Source organism: Alphaproteobacteria bacterium US3C007, from assembly GCA_034423775.1.
Classification (GTDB): Bacteria; Pseudomonadota; Alphaproteobacteria; order Rhodobacterales; family Rhodobacteraceae; genus Thalassovivens; species Thalassovivens spotae.
This window is the reverse complement of sequence record CP139918.1, coordinates 348291-373956: the sequence shown is the minus strand read 5'-3', so window position 1 is coordinate 373956 and position 25666 is coordinate 348291. Positions and strand designations below refer to the sequence as shown.

25 protein-coding genes, 1 tRNA gene and 1 pseudogene are annotated in these 25666 nt (G+C 48.6%); 15 read left to right on the top strand and 12 right to left on the bottom strand.

What is annotated here, in order from left to right:
• Position 1: 1 nt before the first annotated feature.
• The 6 genes from UM181_01885 to UM181_01860 all read left to right on the top strand — a co-directional run bounded on the left by UM181_01885 (position 2) and on the right by UM181_01860 (position 5983).
• Positions 2 to 664: an HAD-IA family hydrolase gene (locus UM181_01885; GenBank protein ID WQC63384.1), complete on the top strand. Its 663-nt coding sequence runs from the start codon at positions 2 to 4 to the stop codon at positions 662 to 664.
• A 3-nt stretch (positions 665 to 667) separates the two neighbouring features.
• Positions 668 to 1375: an ATP12 family protein gene (locus UM181_01880; protein WQC63383.1), complete on the top strand. Its 708-nt coding sequence runs from the start codon at positions 668 to 670 to the stop codon at positions 1373 to 1375.
• Positions 1376 to 1575: 200 nt separating this feature from the next.
• Complete coding sequence (locus UM181_01875; GenBank protein ID WQC63382.1) at positions 1576 to 2592, top strand: amino acid ABC transporter substrate-binding protein; 1017 nt, start codon at positions 1576 to 1578, stop codon at positions 2590 to 2592.
• Between the two features lie 108 nt (positions 2593 to 2700).
• Positions 2701 to 3915, top strand: a complete 1215-nt coding sequence (locus UM181_01870; protein WQC63381.1) for an ABC transporter permease subunit — start codon at positions 2701 to 2703, stop codon at positions 3913 to 3915.
• 1 nt (position 3916) lies between these two features.
• Positions 3917 to 5203, top strand: coding sequence for an amino acid ABC transporter permease (locus UM181_01865; protein WQC63380.1), 1287 nt, complete (start codon positions 3917 to 3919; stop codon positions 5201 to 5203).
• Positions 5204 to 5215: 12 nt separating this feature from the next.
• Positions 5216 to 5983 (top strand): amino acid ABC transporter ATP-binding protein, encoded by a 768-nt coding sequence (locus tag UM181_01860; protein ID WQC63379.1) that lies wholly within the window; start codon positions 5216 to 5218, stop codon positions 5981 to 5983.
• 6 nt (positions 5984 to 5989) lie between these two features.
• On the opposite strand, the gene UM181_01855 is transcribed toward UM181_01860, so the two are convergent.
• From UM181_01855 to rpmH, 10 genes are all read right to left on the bottom strand, one after another.
• The gene (locus UM181_01855; GenBank protein ID WQC63378.1) at positions 5990 to 6508 is read right to left on the bottom strand and encodes a histidine phosphatase family protein; all 519 of its coding nucleotides are present in this window, start codon (positions 6506 to 6508) and stop codon (positions 5990 to 5992) included.
• Positions 6505 to 7173 carry a ferredoxin gene (locus tag UM181_01850; GenBank protein WQC63377.1) on the bottom strand — a complete coding sequence of 223 codons (669 nt, stop codon included), beginning with the start codon at positions 7171 to 7173 and terminating at the stop codon, positions 6505 to 6507. Before UM181_01850 ends, UM181_01855 begins: the two co-directional genes overlap by 4 nt.
• Before the next feature lie 73 nt (positions 7174 to 7246).
• Entirely contained in the window at positions 7247 to 8116 is an 870-nt protein-coding gene (gene argB, locus UM181_01845) for an acetylglutamate kinase (GenBank protein WQC63376.1), read from the bottom strand.
• A 70-nt stretch (positions 8117 to 8186) separates the two neighbouring features.
• The gene (gene yihA / locus UM181_01840; GenBank protein WQC63375.1) at positions 8187 to 8837 is read right to left on the bottom strand and encodes a ribosome biogenesis GTP-binding protein YihA/YsxC; all 651 of its coding nucleotides are present in this window, start codon (positions 8835 to 8837) and stop codon (positions 8187 to 8189) included.
• Positions 8834 to 9589, bottom strand: coding sequence for an MOSC N-terminal beta barrel domain-containing protein (locus UM181_01835; protein WQC64808.1), 756 nt, complete (start codon positions 9587 to 9589; stop codon positions 8834 to 8836). Before UM181_01835 ends, yihA begins: the two co-directional genes overlap by 4 nt.
• Positions 9586 to 11391, bottom strand: coding sequence for a membrane protein insertase YidC (gene yidC, locus UM181_01830; protein WQC64807.1), 1806 nt, complete (start codon positions 11389 to 11391; stop codon positions 9586 to 9588). Before yidC ends, UM181_01835 begins: the two co-directional genes overlap by 4 nt.
• A gap of 247 nt (positions 11392 to 11638) precedes the next feature.
• Positions 11639 to 12463 carry a tRNA 2-thiocytidine(32) synthetase TtcA gene (gene ttcA / locus UM181_01825; GenBank protein ID WQC63374.1) on the bottom strand — a complete coding sequence of 275 codons (825 nt, stop codon included), beginning with the start codon at positions 12461 to 12463 and terminating at the stop codon, positions 11639 to 11641.
• 88 nt (positions 12464 to 12551) lie between these two features.
• Positions 12552 to 12779: a membrane protein insertion efficiency factor YidD gene (gene yidD, locus UM181_01820; protein WQC63373.1), complete on the bottom strand. Its 228-nt coding sequence runs from the start codon at positions 12777 to 12779 to the stop codon at positions 12552 to 12554.
• Entirely contained in the window at positions 12776 to 13195 is a 420-nt protein-coding gene (rnpA, locus tag UM181_01815; GenBank protein WQC63372.1) for a ribonuclease P protein component, read from the bottom strand. The genes yidD and rnpA overlap by 4 nt, the downstream gene beginning before the upstream one ends.
• 42 nt (positions 13196 to 13237) lie before the next feature.
• Positions 13238 to 13372: a 50S ribosomal protein L34 gene (rpmH, locus tag UM181_01810; GenBank protein ID WQC63371.1), complete on the bottom strand. Its 135-nt coding sequence runs from the start codon at positions 13370 to 13372 to the stop codon at positions 13238 to 13240.
• Positions 13373 to 13767: 395 nt separating this feature from the next.
• Here rpmH and UM181_01805 point away from each other — a divergent pair, with 395 nt between their 5' ends.
• The 7 genes and pseudogenes from UM181_01805 to UM181_01775 all read left to right on the top strand — a co-directional run bounded on the left by UM181_01805 (position 13768) and on the right by UM181_01775 (position 21897).
• The gene (locus UM181_01805) at positions 13768 to 15117 is read left to right on the top strand and encodes a HAMP domain-containing sensor histidine kinase (GenBank protein ID WQC63370.1); all 1350 of its coding nucleotides are present in this window, start codon (positions 13768 to 13770) and stop codon (positions 15115 to 15117) included.
• Between the two features lie 72 nt (positions 15118 to 15189).
• Positions 15190 to 15266 (top strand) — tRNA-Arg (locus UM181_01800).
• An 88-nt stretch (positions 15267 to 15354) separates the two neighbouring features.
• On the top strand, positions 15355 to 16545 hold the full coding sequence (locus UM181_01795) for a DUF6538 domain-containing protein (protein WQC63369.1): 1191 nt from the start codon (positions 15355 to 15357) through the stop codon (positions 16543 to 16545).
• Positions 16546 to 16630: 85 nt separating this feature from the next.
• Positions 16631 to 17725, top strand: coding sequence for a serine hydrolase (locus tag UM181_01790; GenBank protein WQC63368.1), 1095 nt, complete (start codon positions 16631 to 16633; stop codon positions 17723 to 17725).
• 352 nt (positions 17726 to 18077) lie between these two features.
• Positions 18078 to 19210, top strand: a pseudogene (locus tag UM181_01785) (IS3 family transposase).
• 301 nt (positions 19211 to 19511) lie between these two features.
• Positions 19512 to 20207, top strand: coding sequence for a SprT family zinc-dependent metalloprotease (locus UM181_01780; GenBank protein ID WQC63367.1), 696 nt, complete (start codon positions 19512 to 19514; stop codon positions 20205 to 20207).
• A gap of 88 nt (positions 20208 to 20295) precedes the next feature.
• Complete coding sequence (locus UM181_01775) at positions 20296 to 21897, top strand: hypothetical protein (GenBank protein ID WQC63366.1); 1602 nt, start codon at positions 20296 to 20298, stop codon at positions 21895 to 21897.
• Positions 21898 to 22446: 549 nt separating this feature from the next.
• Here the strand turns inward: UM181_01775 and UM181_01770 are convergent.
• Positions 22447 to 23250: a carbohydrate ABC transporter permease gene (locus UM181_01770; protein WQC63365.1), complete on the bottom strand. Its 804-nt coding sequence runs from the start codon at positions 23248 to 23250 to the stop codon at positions 22447 to 22449.
• Complete coding sequence (locus UM181_01765; GenBank protein ID WQC63364.1) at positions 23247 to 24122, bottom strand: sugar ABC transporter permease; 876 nt, start codon at positions 24120 to 24122, stop codon at positions 23247 to 23249. The genes UM181_01770 and UM181_01765 overlap by 4 nt, the downstream gene beginning before the upstream one ends.
• A gap of 259 nt (positions 24123 to 24381) precedes the next feature.
• Between UM181_01765 and UM181_01760 the strand changes: the two genes are divergently transcribed.
• Together UM181_01760 and UM181_01755 are read left to right on the top strand one after the other, a co-directional pair.
• The gene (locus UM181_01760) at positions 24382 to 24732 is read left to right on the top strand and encodes a hypothetical protein (GenBank protein ID WQC63363.1); all 351 of its coding nucleotides are present in this window, start codon (positions 24382 to 24384) and stop codon (positions 24730 to 24732) included.
• A 45-nt stretch (positions 24733 to 24777) separates the two neighbouring features.
• Positions 24778 to 25662: a tyrosine-type recombinase/integrase gene (locus UM181_01755; GenBank protein WQC63362.1), complete on the top strand. Its 885-nt coding sequence runs from the start codon at positions 24778 to 24780 to the stop codon at positions 25660 to 25662.
• Positions 25663 to 25666 lie beyond the last annotated feature (4 nt).

The window sequence follows — 25666 nt, the reverse complement described above, 5'->3', positions numbered from 1 at the left end:
TTTGGCGCCGTTTTTGATTGTTTTGGATGTCGATGGCACGCTTGTGGATAGCCAAGCGCATATTATCGGTGCGATGGCCCACGCCTTTTCCACGCTCAGGCGCCCAATGCCGCCGCGCCAAGATGTTTTGTCTTGCGTCGGGCTTTCGCTGCCAGAGGTGTTTTATCGCTTGGTGCCGCAGGTCGATCATGGGGAACGTGATTTGGCAGAAAAAGCGTTTAAAGAGTATTTTGCCGGGCAGCGCGCAGACCAACCAGATCCGTGCTTTTATGCGGGGATCCTACCCCTTTTGCGGCAGTTTCACCAGGATCCGCGGTTTATTTTGGGGGTGGCAACGGGAAATTCGCGCCGTGGCTTGAACGCCTTGCTCGAGGCAGGCGGATTGCACTCTTATTTCCTCACCACGCAAACTGCAGATGAGCACCCCTCAAAACCGCATCCGAGCATGTTGCATCAGGCTCTATTGGAGACCGGAATTGAGGCGCGCCGTGCCGTGATGATTGGGGATACCAGTTATGATAGAGATATGGCGCGCGCAGCGGGTATGCACACGATTGGTGTGACATGGGGATATCACGAGGCGCATCAGCTTTCTGGTTGTACGCATATTGCCCATACGGTGTCTGAGTTGCCGGGCCTCATTTCTCAAATAATGAAAGCATAGGTCATGGCTGATTGGCAGCAAAAACGATTCTGGACGCAAGTTGAAATTGCGCAACAAGAGCTTGGCTATACGGTCTTGCTCGATGGCCGCTTGGTAAAAACTCCGGCAAAAACGCTTTTGGCGTTGCCCACGCAGGCTTTGGCTGAGGCGGTTGCCGCAGAGTGGCGCGTGCAGGTTGAAACTGTTCGCCCTGAAACCATGCCCTATACCCGCCGCGCCAATGCCGCTTTGGATAAGGTGACGCGCCAATTCCAAGATGTTTTGAACATGTTGGCGGCTTATGGTGAAACCGATTTACTCTGCTATCGCGCGGCGCAGCCGGCCGAGCTAAACGCGCGACAAGCGGAGGCCTGGGATCCATTGCTAGAGTGGGCAGGGCAAACATATGGTGCGATTTTACACAGCACATCGGGGGTGACCTATCTGGCGCAAGCGGCAGAGTCCGTTTTGAACTTGGCAGCGCCGATGCAGCGTCTTTCAGCGTTTCAGTTAACCGCTTTTCATGATCTGGTTACATTTCCCGGCAGTTTGGTTGCGGCTTTGGCGGTTATAGAAGGTCATCTTAAGCCTGAACAAGCGTGGGAATTATGCCGGCTTGATGAAATTTGGCAGGAAGAACAATGGGGAATCGATGAGGAGGCTGCGGCGCATGCCGCGCTGAAAAAGTCAGATTTTCTCGCTGCATATGATTTTTTTACACGCTGTGGTTGAAAAATAGGTTACACCAGTGGGTGATAGAGCTTTGAGCCAATTCAAATCATGGTTTTGGTGATAGTTTGCTTGACGATAACGTAAAAAATTGGCCACACTGCGGAATCACTTGGGCCGTTGGCGCAGGTTAGTTTGTGAGGTTGGACATACCGTTCTAATCAGAAGTCCCAGTTTGGGACAATCATCAGAAAGAGGTAAAGATGAAAAAATCCTTAGTTTTAGGCGCAGTTACCCTAGCAGCAATGTCTGCTGGCAGCGTATTTGCGGGCACAGCGGATGACGTGAAAGCACGCGGAAAGTTAAATTGTGGTGTTTCCACAGGTTTGATTGGGTTCGCAAGTCCTGACGCTAACGGTGAGTGGGCTGGTTTCGATGTTGATGTTTGCCGCGCCGTCGCAGCAGCTGTTTTAGGTGATTCAACTGCTGTTGAGTTTGTACCAACAACCACCAAGACTCGTTTCACCTCGCTTCAATCGGGTGAAATTGACATGCTGTCACGGAACACCACTTGGAGTTTCCAGCGTGATACTGAGCTTGGATTAGATTTTGTAGGCGTGAACTACTATGACGGACAAGGCTTTATGGCCTCTGCCGATCTGGGGGTTTCTTCGGCTACTGAGTTGGATGGCGCAACAATTTGTATTCAAACAGGTACAACGACTGAGTTGAACTTGGCGGATTTTTTCCGGTTGAACAACATTTCTTATGAACCAGTTCCAATTGAAACGAATGCCGAAGCACAGCAGCAATATTTAGCTGGTGCATGCGATGCTTATACGACAGATCGTTCAGCGTTGGCGGCTACTCGGACAAGCTTCGAAAAGCCAGATGACCATGTTGTTTTGCCAGAAATCGTTTCTAAAGAGCCGTTAGGTCCTGTTGTACGCCATGGTGATAACGAATGGGGCGATATTGTGCGTTGGACTTTGAACGCGATGATCACTGCGGAAGAGTTTGGCGTGACTGCAGCTAACGCAGCGGATTTGGCAGCCAATTCAAACATTCCAGAAGTTAAACGTCTTTTGGGTACAGAAGGTAAATTGGCGGATTACCTAGGCCTGGATGCATCATGGGCTTTGCGGGCAATTCAAGCGGTCGGAAACTACGGCGAGTCATTTGACCGTAATATTGGTGAAAGCACTCCTATTAAGTTGAATAGAGGTGTAAATTCTTTGTGGACTGATGGTGGTCTGATTTACTCACCCCCTTTCCGTTAAGTTACAAAATAGAAAGGGCGCTTTTGTAGCGCCCTTTTTTTATTGATTTATTTCCAAAATTGCGCGAGATAAGCGCCGTTATTTTAGAAAAAGTCTGGAACCCCCTATATGTCTCTTTCTGTCCAAACGGACGCGTCTGAATTCCGTCTATCAATGTTGATTAACGATACGCGTTATCGGTCCTACACGTTCCAGTTTTTAGCGTTAATTTTTCTAATCTGCATTATGGCTTTTTTGGGATGGAACCTATTGCAGAATTTAGCTGCAGCAGGTTTGGATATTTCTTACGGTTTTTTGGGTGAGCCGGCGGGTTATGATATTAATCAGCGTTTGATCGAGTATGACAGCCAATCTACACATCTGCGAGCTTCAATCGTTGGTGTTTTAAACACTCTTTTGGTTGCTGTTTTAGGGTGTATAACGGCCACTGTTTTCGGTGTACTAGCAGGTGTTTTACGACTCTCAAACAATTGGCTCGTTGCCAAAACTATGGCCGTTTATGTGGAAGTGTTTCGCAATATACCAGTATTGATCTGGATCCTGATTATAAACGCGATTTTTTTATCAGTGTTACCTCAACCGCGTGCGTTTCGGGGTGAAAATCCTGAAGCATCAATGTTGTTCGATTCCTTTGCCTTCACCGGTCGCGGGATCTACATGCCAAAACCGGTTTTATATGATGGTGGCTGGATCGTAATTGTTGCATTCATCCTATCGCTTATCGCGGTTCTTTTTTATCGCAGATACGCGCGCAAAACTTTGTTTGATCATGGGGTTATTCTACCCGTGCTTTGGCCGAGCTTAGCTATTTTATTTGTGCCAACGCTGGCGATGTTTTTTCTGTTAGGAAACCCGATTGGTTTGGAATACCCGGCATTGAAAGGGTTTAATTTCAAAGGCGGTATCTGGGCGCGCGGATCCTTATTATCACTTTGGTTCGCGTTATCGATTTATACCGGCGCGTTTATTGCCGAAAACGTAAGAGCGGGCATTCAAGCGGTGTCAAAAGGTCAAAGCGAAGCAGCCGCCTCGCTTGGTTTGCGACCGGGGCGGATTATGAACCTCGTGATCCTGCCGCAAGCTCTGCGCGTAATTATTCCACCGTTGATTTCAAATTATTTGAACCTGACCAAAAACTCATCGTTGGCGATTGCCGTGGGGTATATGGATGTTACTGGTACTTTGGGCGGTATTACGTTGAACCAGACGGGGCGGGCCATTGAAACTGTTCTCTTGCTAATGGCCTTCTATCTCATAATTTCGCTTGGCATTTCTGCCATCATGAATGTCTATAATCACTCGATTAAATTGAAGGGGCGATAAGATGGCCAAGCAAGTCACAGCCTTTGTCCGCCACACAGCCTTGCCGCCGGCACCGCCGCCTTCTAGCCAGTCTGGTGTGGTGAAATGGTTGCGTGAGAATTTATTTTCATCGCTCTTTAACTCTTTGATGACAGTTTTAGCAGTTTACCTTTTGTATAAAATTGCTGCAGCGATTGTTCCTTGGCTCTTAAACGGAGTATGGACGACATCCTCGCAATGGGAATGCTATGAAGTTCTCGACGGTCTATCTGGTGGGTGCTTTTCTGTATTAACTGAACGCTGGAACCAATTAATTTTCGGTTTCAAATATCCAAAGGAACTCTATTGGCGTCCTAGTCTTAGCTTTGTGCTGTTGCTGGTTGCTGTCGCGCCTGTGCTGTTCTCGAAACTTCCACGCAAGATGCTGGTGTTGACTGCGATTTACCCATTTTTAGCCTACTGGTTGATTTGGGGGGGAAGTATCGTCACACCTGTCGTTGGATTGGTTGGATTTATCGCTGGTTACAAAACCTTTCAAATGATGGCCAAACAAAAATTCGCTGTGGCTTTATTCGCTGCCGCATTGGCAGCCTTCCTCAGTTGGTATTTGGGCGGTTATCTAAGCGCTCCGCTCAGCAATTTCATAGCGCTTGAAGCCGTTCCGAGCCGTGATATGGGCGGCTTTATGTTAAACATCATTCTGGGAACTGTTTGCGTGTCTTTATCGGTTCCGCTGGGGATTTTGCTCGCCTTGGGCCGGCAATCAAATTTGCCGGTTATTCGGGCCATTTGCGTTGTGTTCATCGAATTTATTCGAGGCGTTCCGCTGATCACCTTGTTGTTTGTAGCCAATGTTGTTCTAGCGTATTTTCTGCCGCCAGGCACCAATTTTGATTTGATCTTGCGGGTTATTATTATGATCACGCTGTTTTCGGCGGCCTATATTGCCGAGGTTATTCGGGGCGGGTTAGCCGCTTTACCAGCGGGGCAATATGAGGCTGCGGGCAGTTTAGGCTTAGATTATGCGCAGTCGATGCGTCTTATTATTCTTCCGCAAGCTTTGAAGATCTCTATTCCTGGGATTGTAAATGTTGCTGTGGGGCTGTTCAAAGACACCACATTGGTCTCGATTATTTCGATGTTTGATTTGGTCGGAATGATCCGTGGTCCGATACTGTCAGCGACGGAATGGAATGGAATTTATTGGGAGCTGCTTGGCTTCGCAGCAGTTTTGTTTTTCATCGTTTGCTTTGGCATCTCGCAATATTCACAATGGCTCGAGCGACAGCTCGCAACCGATCACCGTTAAAAGGTAGCTTTTATGACACAACCTGCAAAATTGACCGTCTCGGACGAAGTCGCGATCGACATTCAGAGCATGAATAAATGGTATGGTGCGTTTCACGTATTGCGCGATATCAATCTAACGGTGAATCGGGGCGAGCGGATTGTGGTCTGCGGTCCGTCGGGATCAGGAAAATCGACGTTGATCCGCTGTATCAACGCTTTAGAAGAACATCAGCAGGGCAAGATCACGGTTGATGGTACAGTGCTGTCTTCCGATCTTAAGAATATTGATAAAATTCGGTCTGAAGTGGGCATGTGTTTCCAGCATTTCAACTTATTCCCCCATTTAACGATTTTAGAAAACTGCACGCTTGCGCCGATTTGGGTGCGTAAAACACCCAAAAAAGAGGCGGAAGAAACCGCCATGCATTTTCTGGAAAAGGTGAAAATTCCAGAACAAGCAGATAAATATCCGGGTCAATTATCCGGCGGGCAGCAGCAACGGGTGGCCATCGCGCGATCGCTCTGCATGAAGCCGCGTATTATGCTCTTTGATGAACCGACATCGGCGCTTGATCCAGAAATGATCAAAGAGGTGTTAGACACCATGATTGCCTTGGCCGAAGATGGCATGACGATGATTTGCGTCACGCATGAGATGGGTTTTGCCCGGCAAGTGGCCAACCGTGTGATCTTCATGGATGAAGGGCAAATTGTCGAACAAAACGAACCCGAGGAGTTTTTCGGAAACCCGCAATCGGATCGGACAAAATTGTTTCTGAGCCAGATTTTAGGCCATTAACGGCTGTTAGCGACGCGGGCCGTTTGACAGCTTCGTTCGTACATCTTGGGGGCTTGTAAAATTGACTGAGCTGGCTGCGCCCCAATTGAGAACGCGCCAATCCTCTATCGGCAGATCAGCTACCCAGATCGCGCCGGGTGGAAAGATTTTGAACTCTGGGTTTGCCGACCTGTCTTTGCGCAAACGGTTGGCCAGATCTGAGATCCCAAAATTATGCCCAATCATCAGAACTGAGGGTCCTGTGGTCTTTTTCAGAGCAGTCAGCAGCGTCGTTGCAGGGGCAAGATAAAGAGCTTTTGAAAGAAAGGCGTGGCAATTTTCGATTTGTAATAAGTCATAGGTTTCAGCAGTACGCTTTGCCGCTGATACCAAAGCGTTTTGTGGGTGGTAGCCCTGCGCGTGGAACCAGTGTCGCATATGCGCGGCGTCTTGCTGTCCGCGGACGCTTAACGGACGCTCAAAATCGCAAGAGTGTTCAAAATCATCGGATTGCGCATGGCGCATTAAAATTAGGCGCTTACTCAATTTGCAAAAGTTTTCATGTGAAATGCCGATTGCGCGTGCGGGCGCGCCGCGTTTTTGCTTATGGGGCAGGCCCGGCGCGCGGCGCAGCCCGTCGAGCGGCAGCTTGAACTGTCTGGGCCGTTGATATGAGCGCGGCAGCCTGCAACATCATAAGCGCGGTTTTCAAAAGCCTCGACGGGGCAAGCGCTTTGGCAGGGGGCCGAACAGCCGATGCAGGGCGAGGGCCCGCTCTGAGGCAGATCTAGATGCCATGGTAGGGCAAGCGCGCCCCGAAAAGAAACGTATAAACCCATTTGTTGATGAACCAAAAGGCGGATGGGCGAGCTAAAGATATTTCCGCAGCGCAAAGCCCATGAATAAAAAGGAGCGTAAGGCGGCCCGCCGAATGGAAAGACGGGCTGCGCGCTTAGCTTCTTTGCCAAATCGGACACAACCCTTTCAGACCACCGGTCAAGCGGGTCTGGTGCACCATCTGCCTTTTCCGGGCTTTTGGCAAAAATAGGCCAGAAATGTTGATCTTTGGGGCCAAGCAAAATCAGTGTTTTACAGCCTGTGGGGACCAGATCGGTTTCTTCTGGGTGCAGCCCGCCTAAAACCATCAGACCGGTTGCATCCACCAGCTGCGTGACTTCTAAAAGGCGCTCAGGGGTTTGGGCAGGATTCATCTGCTTGTATCGCTTGTCGCATGAGCGTCTGTTGAGTTGACACGACGCACAGCCCTATGCGGCGCGGTTTTTATCAAGGCAGCGCGTCACGAATAAGAGAGCCTGCGCCATGTTCGGTGAACAGCTCGAGCAAGCAGGCATTTTGTGCGCGCCCATCCAAGATAACAACAGCGCGCACGCCGCCGTTCAGGGCTGCAAGCGCTGTTTCTGTTTTGGGAATCATGCCGCCTGCGATCACGCCCTCCTGCGTCATTTGGCGAATTTGGGCGGCGGTGAGTTCGGTGAGAACATTGCCGTTTGCATCCTTAACGCCCGCAACATCTGTGAGCAGTAAAAGGCGATCTGCCTTCAAGGCCGCTGCGATCGCCCCGGCTGCGGTATCCCCATTTACATTATAGGTTTCGCCTTTTTCGCCAGCGCCAAGCGGCGCAATCACTGGGATCAAGTCATTGTCAAAAAGCGTTTTCAGAACGCTTGGATCAATTTTGCTGGGGGTGCCAACCAGCCCAAGCGCGGGGTCTGTCTGCGTGCAGAGCATCAGATTGCTGTCTTTGCCTGACAAACCAATGGCGCGCCCACCTTGCTGGTTGATTGCTTGTACGATGCGCTTGTTTACGGATCCCGATAAAACCATCTCAACCACTTCGATGACCTTATCATCTGTGACGCGTTTGCCATTTACAAACTCTGACTGGATGTTCAATTTATCCAGCATGGTGTTGATCATAGGCCCGCCGCCATGCACGATGATCGGATTAATCCCAACTTGCTGCATCAGCACCACGTCGCGGGCGAAGCTTTCCATTGCCGCGTCGCTGCCCATGGCATGGCCGCCAAGTTTGATCACCACGATCGCGTCATCATAGCGCTGCAGATAAGGCAGGGCTTCGGATAATGTTCTGGCTGTGGCGATCCAATCGCGGTTCATATCTTGCGTTTTCATCTGATTTACCTTGTATTGCACCAGTCTCTAAGATTGTTCCAAAAGGTGCAAGAGCCTGCGCGCGCGTGGCTTAGATGAGGCCTGCGATTGTTGCGCGCAATGTTTCGACGCCCATACCTTTTTCCGAAGAGGTGAGTATAAGTTCGGGATAGGCAGCCGGATGTTTGCTCAGCGCGCCGCGCACTTGCTGCAGCAAGGCCTCTTGCTCATGGGTTTTTATTTTATCTGCTTTGGTCAGCACGCATTGAAAGGTAACAGCGGCACTGTCGAGCAGGCTTAAAATCTCTTCATCCACCGATTTTACCCCGTGGCGCGCATCAATCAACACGAAGGCACGGCGCAAAGAACGCCGTCCTGATAAATACTTTTTGAGCAATCTTTGCCATTTTTCCACAACCGGTAAGGGCGCGTTGGCATAGCCATATCCCGGCAAGTCGACCAGATAATGGCTGTCAGCTGCGGTGAAAAAGTTGATCTCTTGGGTGCGCCCGGGCGTATTTGAGGTGCGCGCCAGTGCTTTGCGCCCGGTCAGCGCGTTAATCAATGTTGATTTACCTACATTTGAGCGGCCGGCAAAGCAAATTTCGATCCGATCATCGGCGGGCAAGCCATCTATCGCTACAACACCTTTCAGAAAATCGGTTTGCTGAGCGAATAAAAGGCGGCCTTTTTCGCGCAGGGCTGCGTCGGGTGTTTCGGCTAAAGGGAAGGTCATTGTCATGGGGTTGGGGCTTTTGCGCTATCGTTTAAATGGATCGTGCCGGTGTTAAGCACGCGGGCATAGACGCAGAAGTCTTGATGATCCCATGTCTGCAATATGCCTAGCGTATCTGCATCACGCCGGCCTGTTTCAGGATTGGCTGTGGTGGCCAGACAGCGCTGAACCCGTTCGCAGATTTCAAATTGAACTTCGCCAATTTCAATAATGCGGCCAATCCAATCAAATTCTTCCCAAGGGGCCAGACCATCCAACCAAATATTTGTGCGCCAGCGCAGCGCAGACAGATCGCGCCCAAGCTTTTGTGAAACGGCGCGATGCGATGACAGATTGCCAATGCTGACCGAGGGGTAATCAGTGTCGGTAAGCCCGCATTCTGCGGCGCGGATCAAGCGCGCTGATTTGGCTCGGTTTTCGGGCATAAGCGGCGCTGACCACTCTAAAAACCGATTTTGATCGTCCGCATCATCAGGGTTGAACTGCAGGTCGGGCAAATTGGGATGGCGCATATGCATTTGCACCCTATCCGCGTCCCAGCGGCTGTTTATGGCCATCAATAATGGCGCTTTTGCCCCGCGGCTAAAATTTTGACATGGTACCCAGACAGAGCCATCTGCCGTTGAGTTTTCATGCGCAACCGCCCAATGGCGATCCCATGGCAGGGTTTTCCCGGCGCTGAGTGGTACGGCTTGCAAAGCTTCGCGCCCATGCGATTTGATGGGATATCGCCATATTTGCGCTACTGTCGCCATTATTTGCCGCTCGGTTTAGACTTTTTCTTGAAGCTGGCGATAACATTGCCGAAGACATCTGGCTTATAGCCTTGACTGCGCATGATCAGATATTGTTGCGTAAATGTGATCGTATTGTTGGCGATCCAATAGACAACGAGCCCGCTCGCAAACGTTCCCAGCATGAACATAAACACCCAAGGCAACCAAGCAAAGATCATGGCTTGGGTCGGATCGGTGGGGGCCGGGTTCAATTTTTGCTGAATCCACATCGAAATACCCAATAAGATGGGTAGCACACCCAAAGAAATAATCGCCAATATCGAATTGGGATCGGGGGGCGTAAAGGGCAGCAAACCAAACAGGTTCAAAATAGAGGATGGGTCTGGCGCGCTCAGGTCCTTGATCCAACCGATCCAAGGGGCATGGCGCAATTCAAGGGTGACGAAAATCACCTTATAAAGCGAAAAGAAAATTGGAATTTGCAACAGGATTGGCAAGCAGCCTGACGCGGGGTTAACCTTTTCTTTCTTGTAGAGCGCCATCATTTCTTGCTGAAGTTTCTGGCGGTCATCACCAGCCGCTTCTTTCAGCTTTTCCATTTCTGGCTGTAGCTCTTTCATCTTGGCCATAGAGACGTAGGATTTATAAGCCAGGGGAAATAACAGCGCTTTTATCAGCAATGTGAGCCCGATAATCGCCCATCCCATATTACCTATCAACGCGTTCAGCCAATGCAAAACCGCAAAAATCGGTTTGGTCAGAAAGAAAAACCAACCCCAATCAATGCTGTCGAGAAAGCCATCTACGCCGGCTTTTTCATAGGCGCGGATCGCATCCCATTCTTTTGCACCCGCAAAAAATTGAGTGGTTACCTCGGCGCTGGCGCCTGGAGCCAATGACTGGCGCGGCAAAACCACCTCTGTTTGGAATATATCGGCTGATGCAAAATATTTTGCGGTTGAGCGGAACGCCAATCCGGGCGCAGGCGCCAACGTGGTCATCCAAAAATGATCGGTAAACCCTGTCCAGCCGCTTGCCGCCACTTCAATCCGTTCCGCATGCGTGCCCTCGCGCGGGTCAATTTCGTAATCGCGCAAATTATCATAGCTTTCCTCTGCCAGCTCTCCATCTGACATCCGTACCAAACCTTCATGCAAAATGAAAAAGTTCTTCAAATCCGTGGGCTCGCCATGGCGGCGGATCAACCCATAGGGACGCAGTTGAACCGGTTGTGACGCTTGGCTCGTAACCGATTGGCGGATGGTGAACATATAGTCTTCATCCACCGAAATCATGCGGCGGAAGATCAGATCGGCGGGGCTTTCCCAGATCAAAGTGACCGGCGCATCGACGCGCAATGTGGTGTTGCCGTCCACGGCCCAAAGCGTTTCTGGCGTTGGCGTATCGCCCGGCTGTAGGCCAGACAGGCCCGCCCATCCAAAGGCCGCATAATAGGCACCAGGCTCATCAACGGGTCTTAGCAGGGTCACATCCGGTGAGCCTTCACTTAAATCAACCCGGTAATCCAGCAATGACAAATCATCAATGCGCCCGCCTATTAATGAAATAGAGCCATTCAGGCGATCCGTTTCAACCGCGATGCGTGGCGCTGTCTCTGCCGTTGTCAGCTCGGCTGGGCTGCTATTGAGCACCGGTTCATCGCCCGCGGGCAAAGTTAGGTCCGTGGCATCGGCCTGTTGGCTTAGGGCTGGTGTTCCCGGCTGCAGCGGGGCTTCGGGCGGAGGAAAGAGCACGAACCAGATGATAATGACCAAAAAGCTAAGCGCTGAGGCCAATATAAGGTTCTTATTCTGATCATCCATAACATATTTTCCCGATAGAAATTCCTCTGCTGGGTTCAACAGAGTACGGGGCAAAAGGTCAAGGGTGTAAGCCCCATTTTCTATAATTAAACCCGTTTAAAGGGCGTTTGCAGCGCAGTGGAAAGATTTAGCCAGCTGCGTTGTGCGGCCTGTCTGAAGCGCGGAGCCACTGCCGGCTTCATCGCATCTGGCATCAAACCGCCAACCTGCGATAGATTTTAAAGGGGTTTGTTCGGCCAGTACCGATCTATTTAACGGTTAATCCGGCGAAATCGAACAGTTTGGGATCCAGCAAATGTGAAGGTCTGGCATTCATTAAGGCGCGGAACATCACCTGCCGTCGGCCCGGGCTGTTGCGTTCCCAGCCATCCAAAATCTGTTTCACTTGTTGGCGCTGAAGCCCGTCTTGCGAGCCGCATAAATCACAAGGGATAATCGGGTAGTGCATGGCTTTGGCAAATTTCTCGCAATCGGCTTCTGCCACATGAGCGAGGGGGCGATACAGCAACAGATCCCCCTCTTCGTTCAAAAGCTTCGCAGGCATGGACGCCAAGCGGCCGCCATGGAAGAGGTTCATAAAAAAGGTTTCCAGAATATCATCTCGGTGATGGCCCAGCACAATCGCGCTACAATTTTCTTCGCGTGCAATGCGGTAAAGATTGCCCCGCCGTAAGCGCGAGCATAAGGCACAAAATGTGCGCCCCTCGGGGATTTTATCTTTCACAATTGAATACGTATCCTGATATTCAATTCTATGCGGCACTTGCATTTTTTCTAGAAACGCGGGAAGCACGGTTTGGGGAAACCCCGGTTGCCCTTGATCCAAATTGCAGGCCAGCAAGTCAACGGGAAGAAGGCCGCGCCATTTCAACTCATAAAGCGCAGCCAGCAGCGTGTAGCTGTCTTTGCCCCCGGATAGGCAAATAAGCCAGCGCGCGCCGCGCTCGACCATACCGTATTGCTCTATAGCCTCGCGGGTGTTGCGAATGATCCGTTTGCGAAGCTTTTTGAACTCTGTGGTGTTCGGAGCACCTTCGAAAAGCGGGTGTATATCACTGTTTTCATCAAGCATGATTGGGCTTTAGACGTTTGAAACCGCTGGGGCAAGCCGTGTAGAGAAGACGGCATGCAGAAGAGACAAATTTTTGCGACCTCTCATGTTATTTCGCGTCTGGCACATCATCAACGCCATGCTGGCCCCAAGGATGACAGCGCAAGATGCGGCGCACTGTGAGCCAGCTGCCTTTAAGCGCGCCATGACGTTCCAAAGCGGTCAGCGCATAGGCGCTACAGGTGGGATCAAAGCGGCAACTGCGCCCAACCCAAGCCGAGAAAATCAATCGATAGCCTTTTATCGGCAATGCCAATATCCGGGCCAATAACGTCATCGGGTTTCGCCCTGATGCAGCTTCTTTAACGCAAAGCGCAAGTTTTCAAGCAGCATATCAAACGGTTGGTTTGCGGTGGCTTGCGCACGGCCAATTAAAACATAATCCCAACCGTCACGGCCTAGGAGCGGAAGCACGCTGTTCGCGAGGGCCCGCAGCCGACGTTTGGCCCGATTGCGCGCAACAGCGTTGCCCACCTTTTTCGAGCAAGTGATTCCATAGCGCGGCTGGAGCGCGCTTGCTTCCACGCGCTTACGGGCTTGTAAAACAAACCCGGTGGTTGAAACGCGCTTCGCCTTCGCCGCGTCAAGATAATCGGCTCGCACGCGCAATTTTCCCAATGGCGCGGCAAGAGCGGTTTTTGGATCTACGAGAGGTGCCATAGCCTGCGATGAAGACGCGGTTTTACCATACATCTTAATCCCCCATATCGATGGGCAGGCCAGTCAAAAGGCTTGTTAAGCGCTTAGCTCTTTGCGTCCGCGCGCGCGGCGCGCGTTCAAAATTTTACGGCCTGCTTTTGTTGCCATGCGCGCGCGAAATCCGTGACGCCGCTTGCGCACGAGATTAGAAGGTTGAAAAGTGCGTTTCATAGCAATGACTCCGTATCTGCCAGATGCCAGCTGCATCTTTAAAAATATAAACCCCGCCTATACGGGCGCTTAACTGATATGTCAAACCGTTGTTGTGCTGAAAATTGGTTTCTCGGCGTTTTTACGAGCCTCTGCGCGCATTGCTGTGTTTTTCCTACACGTCTATTGCAACGCTGCGGTGGCCTTTTTGCAAAACTTTGTTTGCGATCGGTGGTAAACCTGCGTTATTCGTAATCTATTTACAATGTCAAATTCGTATTCAGATATTTATCAAAAGCGTATCTGGCATGATTGGGTTCAGGCGATGCTTAATTTCGGCTTTATTATGATAGCGTTCAGGGCATTTTGGCGGGATGTTTAATTCTTTATCAGGACGATTCTTTCTATTAACAACTATGTTTGTTCTATTGGCAGAAGTGTTGATTTTTGTCCCCAGCATTGCGCGGTTTAGGTCTGATTTTTTAATGGCCCGCGTTGAGCGGGCGCAGATTGCATCATTGGTTTTGCTGGCGGATGATATGATTTCGGCAGAGCTTGAGCGCGAGCTTTTGTTAAATGCAGGCGTTTATAATGTGGTTTTGCGGCGTGACTCGTCGCGTCAACTTGCCTTGGCATCAGAGTTGCCCGCGCCCGTGTCTCAGACATTTGATCTCAGACAACCGGCATGGACGGCGCTGGTGCGCGATGCGTTTCGCCGATTAAGCAAACCCGGTTTTGACGTGGTGCGGGTGATCGGTAATCCGAAGCTGAAAGCCGGAAGTTTGATCGAAGTTACTTTGAATACGGGACCTTTAAGAGACGCGATGTGGGCGTTTAGTCAGCGCGTTCTGATCTTATCAGCGCTTTTGTCCGTGGCGGCTGCGCTTTTGCTTTTTGCGGCCACGCGCTTTATGATAGTAGCCCCTATCCGCCGCGTGATTGCACAGATTGAGAATTATCAAACAGCACCTGAAGAGGCACAGCGGATTATCAAGCTGAAGGCTGGAATCGCAGAATTGCGCGCGGCAGAGCAGGCGTTGCAGAGTATGCAAAAAAATCTGACCAACGCGCTGAATCATAAAGAACGATTGGCACAGCTTGGCGAGGCGGTTGCGAAAGTCAGCCATGATTTGCGGAATATACTGACCACGGTGCAGTTGATTTCTGACCGTTTGACGCAAAGCGAAGACCCTGTGGTAATGCGGCTTGCGCCGAAATTAGAGGCTAATGTGGCCCGAGCCGTGACGCTTGCAGAAACTACTTTGAGCTTTGGGCGCGCCAGTGAACCCGCGCCAATTCTGGGGCAGGTTGATCTTACATCATTGCTTCGGGATGTGGTTGAAACCGAATTGATGGCGATAGGTCAATTGCCGATCGATGTGAAGTTTGAGATATCTGAAAATCTGATCATTCGCGCGGATTATGAGCAATTGCATCGCGCCTTAAGCAATCTTGTGCGCAATGCGCGTCAGGCGCTTGCGGATCAATCGAAGGGCGGCGCGATCGCTTTAAAAGCTTGGCAGACCCCACAGTTTTGGATCATTGATGTTATCGATACTGGTCCGGGTTTGCCTGAAAAAGCCAAGGCGCATCTTTTTAAACCGTTTCAAGGTACGGCGACAGGGGAGGGATCCGGATTGGGCTTGGCAATCGTTCAAGAACTGATGCGTGGGCATGGCGGCAGCGCAGAATACTTAGAGGCGAATGGGGCTGGGGCTTGTTTCCGGCTTACATTGCCAAAGTTGACCCTCGATAATGCTGAATAGTGCTTAAAAAGCTTCATGTGTTATAATCGGCCCTTGCAAAGCGCCGCGCCCTAGCTTAGAGGGTCGAACACGGCACCGGTAGCTCAGCTGGATAGAGTACTTGACTACGAATCAAGGGGTCGGGGGTTCGAATCCTCCCCGGTGCGCCACTATCATCAGACTTAAGCAGTCTACCGATAGATAACCTACTGATAACATTCTCATAAGTAGCTTTGCCTTAGTATTGGGCTGGAGAGAATGTTGACCAGATTACTGACCAAAAAAGTCCCTTACACGTTTAACCGTGCTGGGTATTACTACTTCTCAAGACGTGTTCCCGCCGACCTTTTGAGCCATTACTCCTATCCTCGTATTGTTCAGGGCCTTAAGACGAGGTCTGCGCAAACCGCTAAATCAAGGGCTTTGGTGGCTGCGGCTAAGTTAGATGAATACTGGTCTCATCTTAGAATGGCCGACCCTGATCTTATTGGGCGCAGTTTGTTAAAGTCGGGATATGGTTCATTTACCCGAAATACTCAGCTTGATGTGTCTACTGCCGCTGAGCAGTGTATTACGCTGCCTGAGGCTTTGGAAACCTACGTCACTCAGAAGGGGGCTGGTAAGCCCAATAGCTTTGAAGCCGCCGCCCAGAGGGCCTGTAGTTATCTGGTAGATGCCTGTGGAACCAAGACCTTAGCTGAGTATACCAGAGCAGATGCTCTGAGCTATCGGGATTACTTGATTGCCAAGGGGTTGGTTGGCTCAAGTGTGGGTAGAGTGATCAGTTCCATCAGAGCCGTCTTTAACTTCGCCATCTCTGAATATGCGCTTGATCTTAAGAACCCATTTGTGGGGATGTACTTTGATAAATCGGCTGGGGTGAGTAGGCGGCTTCCAATTCCGATAGAAGACATCCGCAAAGTCCAAAACCAGTGCCGCTTAATAGATGATGATCTAAGATGGCTGGTGGCTTTGGTCTCAGATACGGGTATGCGCTTGGCAGAAGGCGCTGGGCTGCTCAAGAGCGATATAATCTTAGATGCGGACATACCTCACATAAGCCTCAAACCGCATCCATGGAGGCCTCTTAAGACCTCTGGCAGCCAACGAGATATACCGCTTGTAGGGGCCTCTCTATGGGCCGCTCAGAGGCTCTTAGGGGACTTTCCAAACAGCCCCTATGCTTTCCCCCGATACAACAGAAAGGACATTACCAACTCAAACTCAGCCAGTGCTGCATTGAACAAATGGCTGCATCAGTACGTGCCTGAGGGATGCACAATGCATAGCTTTAGACACTCGATGAGAGACAGGCTTAGAGCAGTTGAATGTCCCTCAGATGTTATCGATCAGATAGGCGGTTGGGCAACTGAGGGAGTAGGGCAGGGGTATGGTAAGGGGCATGATCTACAAGTATGCGCCAAATGGATGAATTTAATTTCTGCCTGATCTAACCATCGTCAAACGAGCTAATTGATTTGAGTCAAAGGTAAATGCTCGTTAGCATTTAATGGATCATAAAAGGTTAAGTGTGATGCATAGTTTGATTGAGATTGATCCGCAAAAAGCTGGTATGGATAGCAGCCTTCTTTCGAAAGCCATAGATTTCGCTATCGAAAACGAGTCCAGTATGGATCGCAATATTGGTGCAGCTTTAAAAAAGGGGCATTTTGAAGAGCCTTGGCCTATTGGCAAAACAATTGGGCCAGTGAAGTCTAGGAAAGCTGGTTCAGGCGTAATCCTTCGCAGTGGTCAACTTGTCAAAACTTGGGGTGATACTGAGTACGTTGATATGACTTTCAGTATCAGCAAAAGCTACCTGTCATTGTGTATGGGAATTGCGGTTAAAGACGGCATTATTCCCGATATTCATGCCCCGATAAAAGATATCATAAAAGACGGAGGCTTTGACAGCTTACAAAACAGAGACATCACTTGGGCGCATATGTTGCAGCTTACCAGTGAATGGGAAGGAACTCTCTGGGATAAGCCTGATTGGATCGACCATTATAGAGATGTGATGGGTGACACGACCCATGCCGAGAAAAGGGGAAGCAAACGTACATTGCAGCCGCCAGGAACTTATTGGGAGTATAACGATGTTCGAGTAAATCAATTATCGTTTGCCCTGATGAGAGCATTTGGCCGCTCTTTGCCAGAAGTGTTACAAGAAAGAATTATGGGTCCCATTGGTGCTACGAAGACTTGGGAATGGCACGGTTATGAGAATTCTTGGTTAGAGTTTAACGGGAAGAAAATACAATCAGTATCTGGAGGCGCTCACTGGGGTGGTGGCCTTTGGATCAGTACTAAGGATCACGCCCGTGTCGGCCAATTAATGCTCAATAAGGGGCGATGGAAAGACAAGGAAATAATTCCAGAGAAATGGATAGAAGAATGTACGACGCCTTGTTCTATAGCCCCATTCTATGGCTATCTTTGGTGGTTGAACGATTTACGAAACGGTCTTTTATCTGGAACTCCAAAATCGGCATATTGTGCGATGGGTGTTGGGACGCAAATTATCTATGTCGACCCTGAGAATGATTTAGTAGTCGTCGCAAGGTGGATCGAGCAAGATAAGGTCTCTGAATTTCTAAGAATGGTGTTGGCGAGTGTTGAGAAATAAAACTGAGGCAGACTTGATGATCTAGATAAGTAATTTGGTCAACATTCTCTCCAGCCCAATACTAAGGCAAAGCTACTTATGAGAATGTTATCAGTAGGTTATCTATCGGTAGACTGCTTAAGTCTGATGATAGTGGCGCACCGGGGAGGTAGTTCTACTCCTAATACCTGCGCTGAGTTACTGCTAACATCCTGATATCATTAGATACAGCATACCTGAGTTCATCACAATAAGGCGTATTCTGGTCAGTAATTTGGTCAGTAATCGGCTGGGGGGCCAGTGCCATGGGGGTATACCTGTCTTAGCCCCCTAGAACTGTGCCAGTATATTTTGGCATAGGGAGTAAGGAAACATGGCTCGGAAGCGTTATTCTGATGAAGATGTGTTGAAGTTATTGCGCGAGATTGATGTTCATTTGCACGATGGTTTGGACGTTGTGAGTGCGTGTCGCAAAGCTGGGATTTCAGATAAGAGTTATTATTACTGGCGTAAGAAGTTTGGAGGCCTTTCTCGTTCACAGGTTTCAGAGATGAAATCGCTCAAGAAAGAAAACGAGCGCTTGAAGAAGATCGTCGCTGACTTGCAGTTAGACAAGGTGATCCTGAAGGAGAGCCTTGATCATCTAAAGCCACGGGCCTGACGCGGGCTCAGCTTCGTCAGGCTGTTATTCATACGCGTCAAAAGCTGGATATTTCTGAGCGGCGTGCTTGCGCTGTTCTGGATGTAGCCCGCTCAAGTCTGCGCTATCAAGCCAAACAAGTAGATGATACCAAACTACGCTTGGCGATGATCCGGCTGGCCAAACAGTATGGGTGGTATGGTTATAGGAAAGTCACAGCCCTGCTGCGCATGGAAGGCTGGCGTGTTAACCACAAGAGGATCGAGCGCTTATGGAACGAAGAAGGTTTACAGCTGCCGCGCCGGCACAAGAAGCGCAAACGGCTTTATCACAAAGACAGCTCCATCATCAGGCTGCGGCCCACACATCCCAACCATATTTGGGCGATCGACTTTGTGCACGATAAGCTTAGCAATGGGTGCAGCTATAAAATGCTCACGGTTCTAGATGAATATACCCGTGAAGCGCTCTACGTGGCAGTGCGATCCAAAATGAATGCGAACGACGTTTTGGAGACACTGCACCCGCTGCTGATTAAACATGGTAAGCCAGAGTTTATTCGCTCTGACAACGGACCCGAGTTCATTGCCACGCATCTACAGGACTGGCTGAAGAGGATCGGTATCAAACCAATGCAAATCTATCCGGGCAGCCCTTGGGAAAATGGATACAACGAACGCTTTAACGGCACCTTGCGAAAAGAAGTGCTAAACGCTGAATGGTTCCACACCACACGGCAAGCCCAGGTCGCTATCAATGTTTGGCTCAGGCAATACAACCAGATCAGACCTCATCACGCATTAAACATGCGCCCACCCGTCCCAGAAACCTTATTAGAGAAACCAAAACTCAATGGGCGAGTATAGGGGGCTAGACAGGTCTCAGCGACACAGAGTTCTCCTTCTATAATATTCTCTTTGCGGAAATTACGAAGAAGAAGGGTGATGATAGTCTTGATGAGAGTTCACACGAAACTCTCAAGGAAGTTGTGCAATCACTGGTAACCATGCTTGATGAGGCAACTCAGATCGTAGACTTTTTCAAGAAGTGGGATGAGCAGAAGACTGTGAAGAAGAAGATCAAGCACACCATTTTGAAGCACTATGATGCATCATTGGTAAAACCTGTTACCGATAGGTTTATGGAACTCGCTCAGGTTAAGTTCAAATGAACTTTGATTTCCCAGTAGAAATCATACGAACAGAGAGAAGTAAGTCAGCGTCAATTGAGATTGAGGATGACATCGTAAAGGTTGTTGTACCCAAAACTCTATCTGATCAACGCATTGAAGACTTAATCAACAATCGAACCGCTTGGGTACGTCAGAAACTGAAAATCCATATCGAAACCATTCGTCCAAAACCTAAGGAATATGTGAACGGAGAGTCCTTTACTTACTTGGGGCGCAACTATCGCCTGAAATGCATCAGAGGTGCTACTGCGCAGGTGAAACTCAAGAATGGGTATCTGAATGTACCTATAGCGGAAGGTGTCTCAGGCAGTGCTTTAGAACAGTCTGTACGCCAATCTCTGCATGAGTGGTATCAGACCAGAGCATTAGAGAAACTGAAAGAGAAGACAAAGAGATACTCATCAATTCTGGGGGTTAATCCGCACTCAGTTGATGTGAAGGAATATAAGGCACGTTGGGGGTCTTGTTCGTCTTCTGGTGATGTTACCTATAACTGGAGGATCATAATCGCTCCGCATCAGATTGTGGACTACATCGTTGCTCACGAACTCTGCCATTTGTTAGAGCATAATCACGGACCTAAATACTGGAAACTCGTTCAGAGTGTCATTCCGAATTATAGAGATCACAAGGAGTGGTTGAAGGTGAATGGTGAAGGTTTGAGGATTTGAGGATTTGAGGTTAATAGGCTTTACCTAAGTTATTATATTTATCTATCTGATTAGATTAATTAAAAATACCTCATGCAATCTTTTCTTGGTGCGTTTCTCACTAATATTTGCTATGCTATTGAGTGAAAGTTCTTATTTAATATTGAGATTAATTCTGGAAGAAATAAGCCAAATAAACCCTCGGCACTCTAGACCGTTTGATGTTCACCGTTGGTCTGATCATGGCGAAATAAATGAACTTGTTCATTCAATTTTTGAAACATTTTCCGATGACGAGCGGCGGCGAATTGAAGGTAAAAGCAATAATAAAGGCCGAGCGAATGGTTTTACCCACCTTAAAATAGTTTTGATAGATTTATATGTAGCTTGGAAGGTTGATCCAGAACTCAGCATAGGACTCGCTAGAGGCAATGACGCATACAAAGTAAATAGTCGCTACAATGCTCTCTATATCTCTCCGAGAGTAAGAAGTGTCGTAGATATCTTATCTGATCACCGATTAGTAGAAACACTTGGTGGTAGTTATGATCGAAAAGGGACGGGGAAGTTCAATCACACTTCAAGGATACGAGCATCTGCCCCCCTTTGTATTTTGTTTAAGAAGATAAGTATTGAAAGCTTCCAACTCGAATTAAACAAAAATCAGGAGTGCATTATCCTAACGGATTTCGACACCGACCAAGAAGGAAATTTCATTACCGTATCATCTGGAAATAGAACTAAAAAGAAACGAGTACTGGTTGAATACGAAGATGATGACAATACTAGGCAGATTAGACAGGAGCTTCAGCAATATAATGCGCTTCTGAAAGATACGTTTATCGATATTCCAACGCTTGAAGAGCCTTATATTTTCAGAACTGAAGCCAATGGAGTCAGACAGAAGATTCCAATTGATCAGACTCAAAAATTTGTGAGACGCATTTTTAGTAGAAGCTCATGGGAAATGAACGGTCGTTTTTACGGAGGGTTTTGGCAGCAAATCAGTGAAGATTTAAGGCGACAAATTTATATCAACGATGAACCTACTATAGAAGTTGATTACAAAGGACTTCATGCAGCAATGTTAAGCTCCTTAGCAGGGGTTAAGGTTTCTGGAGACATCTATGATCTAAAGTCTCAACTGCTACCAAAGCTACCAAAAACATCACAGCGGAAGGCAGTAAAAGCATTAATTCTAGCTGCGATTAATGCGAAAACTTCCAAGTCAGCTTATGCCGCTTTTAGAGATAGCCGTGATAAAGGGAGTATAGAAAAGCGGCTTACTAATCAGGAACTAGAGATTTTGCTGAATGGTTTTGTTCAAAGAAATCCACATCTAGAACAGAGCTTATGTTCCGATCAAGGAATACGCTTAATGTACTTAGATAGCCAAATCACTGCGTATATTATCAACCATTTTACCACCAGAGGTAAGGCAATACTTACAGTACACGACAGCTATATTATCGCATCAGATGATGTTGATTTATTGAGAGACACTATGAAAGAAGCTACTATTGAAGTAGTCGGTAGAAACCTACAGGCTGAACAGGATAGACTATCTTACAAGCAAATACATAGTTTCAAACACCTAGACAGAGACTACTACTTAGATGCTATGTCTTCACAGCTAATCAGCTATAATAGAACTACTCAATATAAAGAACGACTAGAGAGATTTTATCTAGCGAAGAAGACGACTTCCTAGTTAACCAACACTAAGAAGACACTACCAACCATTACTAGGAAGAGTTGAAATATAATAGCGTGTTACCACACAGAAGCATGGGGTAAAAAGCCGTACTCAAAGCCTCCACACTCCCAAGCCAGTAAAACAGTCAAGGGTCTAGGCGAGTAATATGCTCTGAGTAGTTTACTGTTCTAGAACCCCAATCTCAGGTCATGGCTGAGTACAGTACCCCGGTATACCCCCATGGCACTGGCCCCCCAGCCGATTACTGACCAAATTACTGACCAGAATACGCCTTATTGTGATGAACTCAGGTATGCTGTATCTAATGATATCAGGATGTTAGCAGTAACTCAGCGCAGGTATTAGGAGTAGAACCACCTCCCCAGTGCGCCATTTCCACCCAGTTTTATGAATAATTGCAACGATACCAGTTGGTTGGACCATTTATCGGGACCGCTTTTGGGACCGCTTAGATAGATTTGGCCGCCTACCGCAAAAATCACTCAGGTAAAGAGGGCTGGTCTGTCTTCATTTTTAGGGTCAACTCAAACGATGTAGTATTCGCTAGTTTGTGCGACCCAACGAAAAGCCCTGTGCAAGATGGCGCCGCAGCGCGATCGCAATAATAGTACCTGGCACAACACCCAGAACCCCAGCCGCGGCAATAAGTGGTATATGCCCAGACATTACACTTCCTACACGGGTCATGATACCACCGAAGGGTTTAACGTCGATTGTTGTTAAAGCATTGGATAATAAAAACTCTACCCAGGAAAACATGAAGCAAAAGAACGCCGCCGTTGCCACACCAGGCGCGATCATTGGCAACAGGATGTGGCGAAAAAACCTGAAAGTGCTAAACCCATCTACTTTTGCGCTTTCGTCCACTTCGACGGGAATTGCCGAGATAAACCCTTCAAGTATCCAAATTGCGATGGGGACGCTGAAAAAGCAATGTGCCAGCGCAACTGCCAGATAAGTATCAATCATATTCAGCGCAGAAAATATCTGGACGAATGGTACAAGTAGGATGGCCGGCACCATCATCCGAAACATTAAGAGCGAGAAAAACAACAACCCATGTCCTACAAACCGAAATCGTGAAAAGGCATAAGCTGCCGGTATGGCTACACAGACCGAGATCGCGACATTCAGTGAAACATAAGTCAATGCGTTTATATAACCCCAATACCAATCAGGTTCAGTCAATATAAATAAGAAATTTGAAAAAGTCGGATCTGCAGGCACAAGCTGAATGGAACCTGCCAAACTATCAGGTTTCTGAAGGCTAACTGCGATCATCCAGTAGATTGGCACAAGTACCAAAAAGAAAAAGCTTGCTGGTGCTAAGGAAAATCGTGTTGTCATTTGCCTGCATTCTTAAGGGGTGAAGGCAAAATTATCCTGTAAAAAAGAGCAGAGATTAACACAACTATGACGAAATAAATCACCGCCATTGCTCCGGCTTCTCCCAAATCAAACTGGATAAGGCCCGTTTGCACGAGTTCGTGAGACAGAAAGACGGTGCTGACACCAGGTCCTCCGCGTGTGACAACGTAAGCTTCAGTATACATCGTAAAACTGTCCATAAACCTAAGCAAAAATGCGATGGCTAGCACGAGCCTCATTTTGGGCAGCTCTATATTCCGAAAAACGCTCCAGCGGGATGCTCCATCAATGGAGGCCGCCTGGTATTGGGCATCAGGTATGGTTCTCAATCGCGCATAACAAAGAAGGACCACAAGCCCTGTCCAATGCCAAAGGTCCATTAGGATCAAAATTGTCCACGTCCAAAAGACATTATTCATATCCAACATCACACCAACTTCGGCGAAAGCCTGAGTAATAAGCCCGTTTTCAGGTTGAACCATTACCTTCCACAGATATCCAACCACAATTTTTGGGGTGAGCATTGGAATTGTTAAAAGAATAAGGGCTGCTGCAACAAGGGTTCCTGACCGTGGCATTTTCAGAGCAATATAGATGCCCAGCGGTATCTGAATCGAGAGTATCAAAACGGAAAAGCTGAAACTCCGCAGTAGTGCCGCATAAAATTCCTGCGAACTTATAACTCGATAGAACCATTGCCCCCCAACCCAGAAAAACATGTTCCCGCCGAAGGTGTCATGAAGCGAATAAAAGAATACGACAGCGAGAGGAACTAACCCAACCAGAAAAAGAGATACAAGTGCGGGAAGCAGAAATGGAAAGGCAGATCGCAGTCCTCCGGAATTTTGCATTTTAGTCGAACTCTCATTCTCGATGTACGGTTTACTATAAGTAAAGCTAAAGCACGCCGTCAAATGCACTGCTCTATTAGATCATCATCTACAGGCGGAGGTTCTTAGAAAAGTAGAAAACTGAAGTCGCCGGATGAGTTGCCGTAGACCGCTTTTGGGACCACTCGGTCAGATTTTGCTGTATTTTGTCAAAGCTGGACAGGCAAAGAGGGTTGATCCGTCTCACAGTTAGATTCAAAACTATGAGATGGACTCCAAGATGCCAAAACTCCCCGCCTATGTTTTTAGACGCCAGAACGGCTCGTATCGCTATAAAAGAAACGTCCCTAAAAAGCTCAGACACTTGATTGGAAAGGATACACTCTACAGGCAACTGGGGGAGAGCTACTCAGAGGCGATGAACGCCCTTCCCAAAGTGCACTCGGAAATAGAGCAGCTGTTTGCAGCAGAAGAGACGATGCCCGCCAATGAACGAGCCCTGGCGTTTATCAGAGCAGCGCTGGGCGAGGAAGTTGCGGATATGGTCAGCGCGGGGCAGGTGGTTGAGTATAGTCCTGAAGACTATGCGCTGAATGAACTTGCAAAGACTATCAAGGGCAAACTGCCTTAGGAGGTGGTGAAGCAAGTCTACAACGGCAAGCTGCAGTCGCCGCCCATGACACTGGATACAGCCTTAAGTGACTATGCAGCCTATAAAGCCGGGGAAGGGGTGAGAGATAAAGATGCTGCCCTGCGTATCAAGAAGCTGCGCAAAGACCTTAAAAGCAGCCTGGGAGAGCATAAGCTGGAAAAGGGGAGCCTGGCGGAGATTACCAGAGCAGATGCCAATGCCTTTCGGGACCACTTACTGGAGCGGATGAAGCCCAACTCGGTGTTGAGGAATGTGGCCGTCGTAAAGGCAGCCGTGAACTACGTGATTACAGAGCATAGCCTTACCATCCCAAACGTGTTCAACGGGCTTAAGATAAAAGGGGCAGGGGCGAGCGTCGAGGACAGGCATCCGCTGAGTGACGAGCATATCACCATAGCAACTCCCTGCTATCAGAATGACCCGCTTGCCTGGGCACTCTTCATCACCTTGATAGATACAGGTGCAAGGCTGTCGGAGATTGTAGGGCTAGAAGTCCAAGACGTGGACCTGCAGGAGCGTTCAGTAACCATACGTCCCAACAACATCCGAGGTCTCAAGACGAAGGGATCACATAGAACACTCCCACTGAGCCACAGAGCAGCAGAGACATTGCAGGAGCACAGGAAAGGCAAGGAAGATGGGGAGGCTATATTCCCCAACTACGCTCGCCCTCGTGGCAATGATGCTGCCTCTGCTATGCTCATGAAGCGCCTTAGGACAGTTATAACAGATAAAAAGCTTACGATGCATTCACTACGCCACCGCATGAAGGACAAGCTGAGGAACACGGGCTGCCCGGAGGCTATATCCATGGCCATCCTAGGGCATGGCTCTAACACAGTCGCTGCGAACTATGGCTCAGGCTATGCCCTAGACGTCATGCGAGAGCATATGCAGAAAGTGTGGTAACAAT

What these genes read in the sequence shown, in the direction of transcription:
- UM181_01880 (WQC63383.1), top strand. Translation starts at nt 668, where the DNA reads ATGGCTGATTGGCAGCAAAAACGATTCTGGACGCAAGTTGAAATTGCG.
- UM181_01875 (WQC63382.1), top strand. Translation starts at nt 1,576, where the DNA reads ATGAAAAAATCCTTAGTTTTAGGCGCAGTTACCCTAGCAGCAATGTCT.
- UM181_01870 (WQC63381.1), top strand. Translation starts at nt 2,701, where the DNA reads ATGTCTCTTTCTGTCCAAACGGACGCGTCTGAATTCCGTCTATCAATG.
- UM181_01865 (WQC63380.1), top strand. Translation starts at nt 3,917, where the DNA reads ATGGCCAAGCAAGTCACAGCCTTTGTCCGCCACACAGCCTTGCCGCCG.
- UM181_01860 (WQC63379.1), top strand. Translation starts at nt 5,216, where the DNA reads ATGACACAACCTGCAAAATTGACCGTCTCGGACGAAGTCGCGATCGAC.
- UM181_01850 (WQC63377.1), bottom strand. Translation starts at nt 7,173, where the DNA reads ATGAATCCTGCCCAAACCCCTGAGCGCCTTTTAGAAGTCACGCAGCTG.
- argB (WQC63376.1), bottom strand. Translation starts at nt 8,116, where the DNA reads ATGAAAACGCAAGATATGAACCGCGATTGGATCGCCACAGCCAGAACA.
- yihA (WQC63375.1), bottom strand. Translation starts at nt 8,837, where the DNA reads ATGACAATGACCTTCCCTTTAGCCGAAACACCCGACGCAGCCCTGCGC.
- yidC (WQC64807.1), bottom strand. Translation starts at nt 11,391, where the DNA reads ATGGATGATCAGAATAAGAACCTTATATTGGCCTCAGCGCTTAGCTTT.
- ttcA (WQC63374.1), bottom strand. Translation starts at nt 12,463, where the DNA reads ATGCTTGATGAAAACAGTGATATACACCCGCTTTTCGAAGGTGCTCCG.
- yidD (WQC63373.1), bottom strand. Translation starts at nt 12,779, where the DNA reads ATGACGTTATTGGCCCGGATATTGGCATTGCCGATAAAAGGCTATCGA.
- rnpA (WQC63372.1), bottom strand. Translation starts at nt 13,195, where the DNA reads ATGTATGGTAAAACCGCGTCTTCATCGCAGGCTATGGCACCTCTCGTA.
- rpmH (WQC63371.1), bottom strand. Translation starts at nt 13,372, where the DNA reads ATGAAACGCACTTTTCAACCTTCTAATCTCGTGCGCAAGCGGCGTCAC.
- UM181_01805 (WQC63370.1), top strand. Translation starts at nt 13,768, where the DNA reads ATGTTTGTTCTATTGGCAGAAGTGTTGATTTTTGTCCCCAGCATTGCG.
- UM181_01795 (WQC63369.1), top strand. Translation starts at nt 15,355, where the DNA reads ATGTTGACCAGATTACTGACCAAAAAAGTCCCTTACACGTTTAACCGT.
- UM181_01790 (WQC63368.1), top strand. Translation starts at nt 16,631, where the DNA reads ATGCATAGTTTGATTGAGATTGATCCGCAAAAAGCTGGTATGGATAGC.
- UM181_01780 (WQC63367.1), top strand. Translation starts at nt 19,512, where the DNA reads ATGAACTTTGATTTCCCAGTAGAAATCATACGAACAGAGAGAAGTAAG.
- UM181_01770 (WQC63365.1), bottom strand. Translation starts at nt 23,250, where the DNA reads ATGACAACACGATTTTCCTTAGCACCAGCAAGCTTTTTCTTTTTGGTA.
- UM181_01765 (WQC63364.1), bottom strand. Translation starts at nt 24,122, where the DNA reads ATGCAAAATTCCGGAGGACTGCGATCTGCCTTTCCATTTCTGCTTCCC.
- UM181_01760 (WQC63363.1), top strand. Translation starts at nt 24,382, where the DNA reads ATGCCAAAACTCCCCGCCTATGTTTTTAGACGCCAGAACGGCTCGTAT.
- UM181_01755 (WQC63362.1), top strand. Translation starts at nt 24,778, where the DNA reads ATGACACTGGATACAGCCTTAAGTGACTATGCAGCCTATAAAGCCGGG.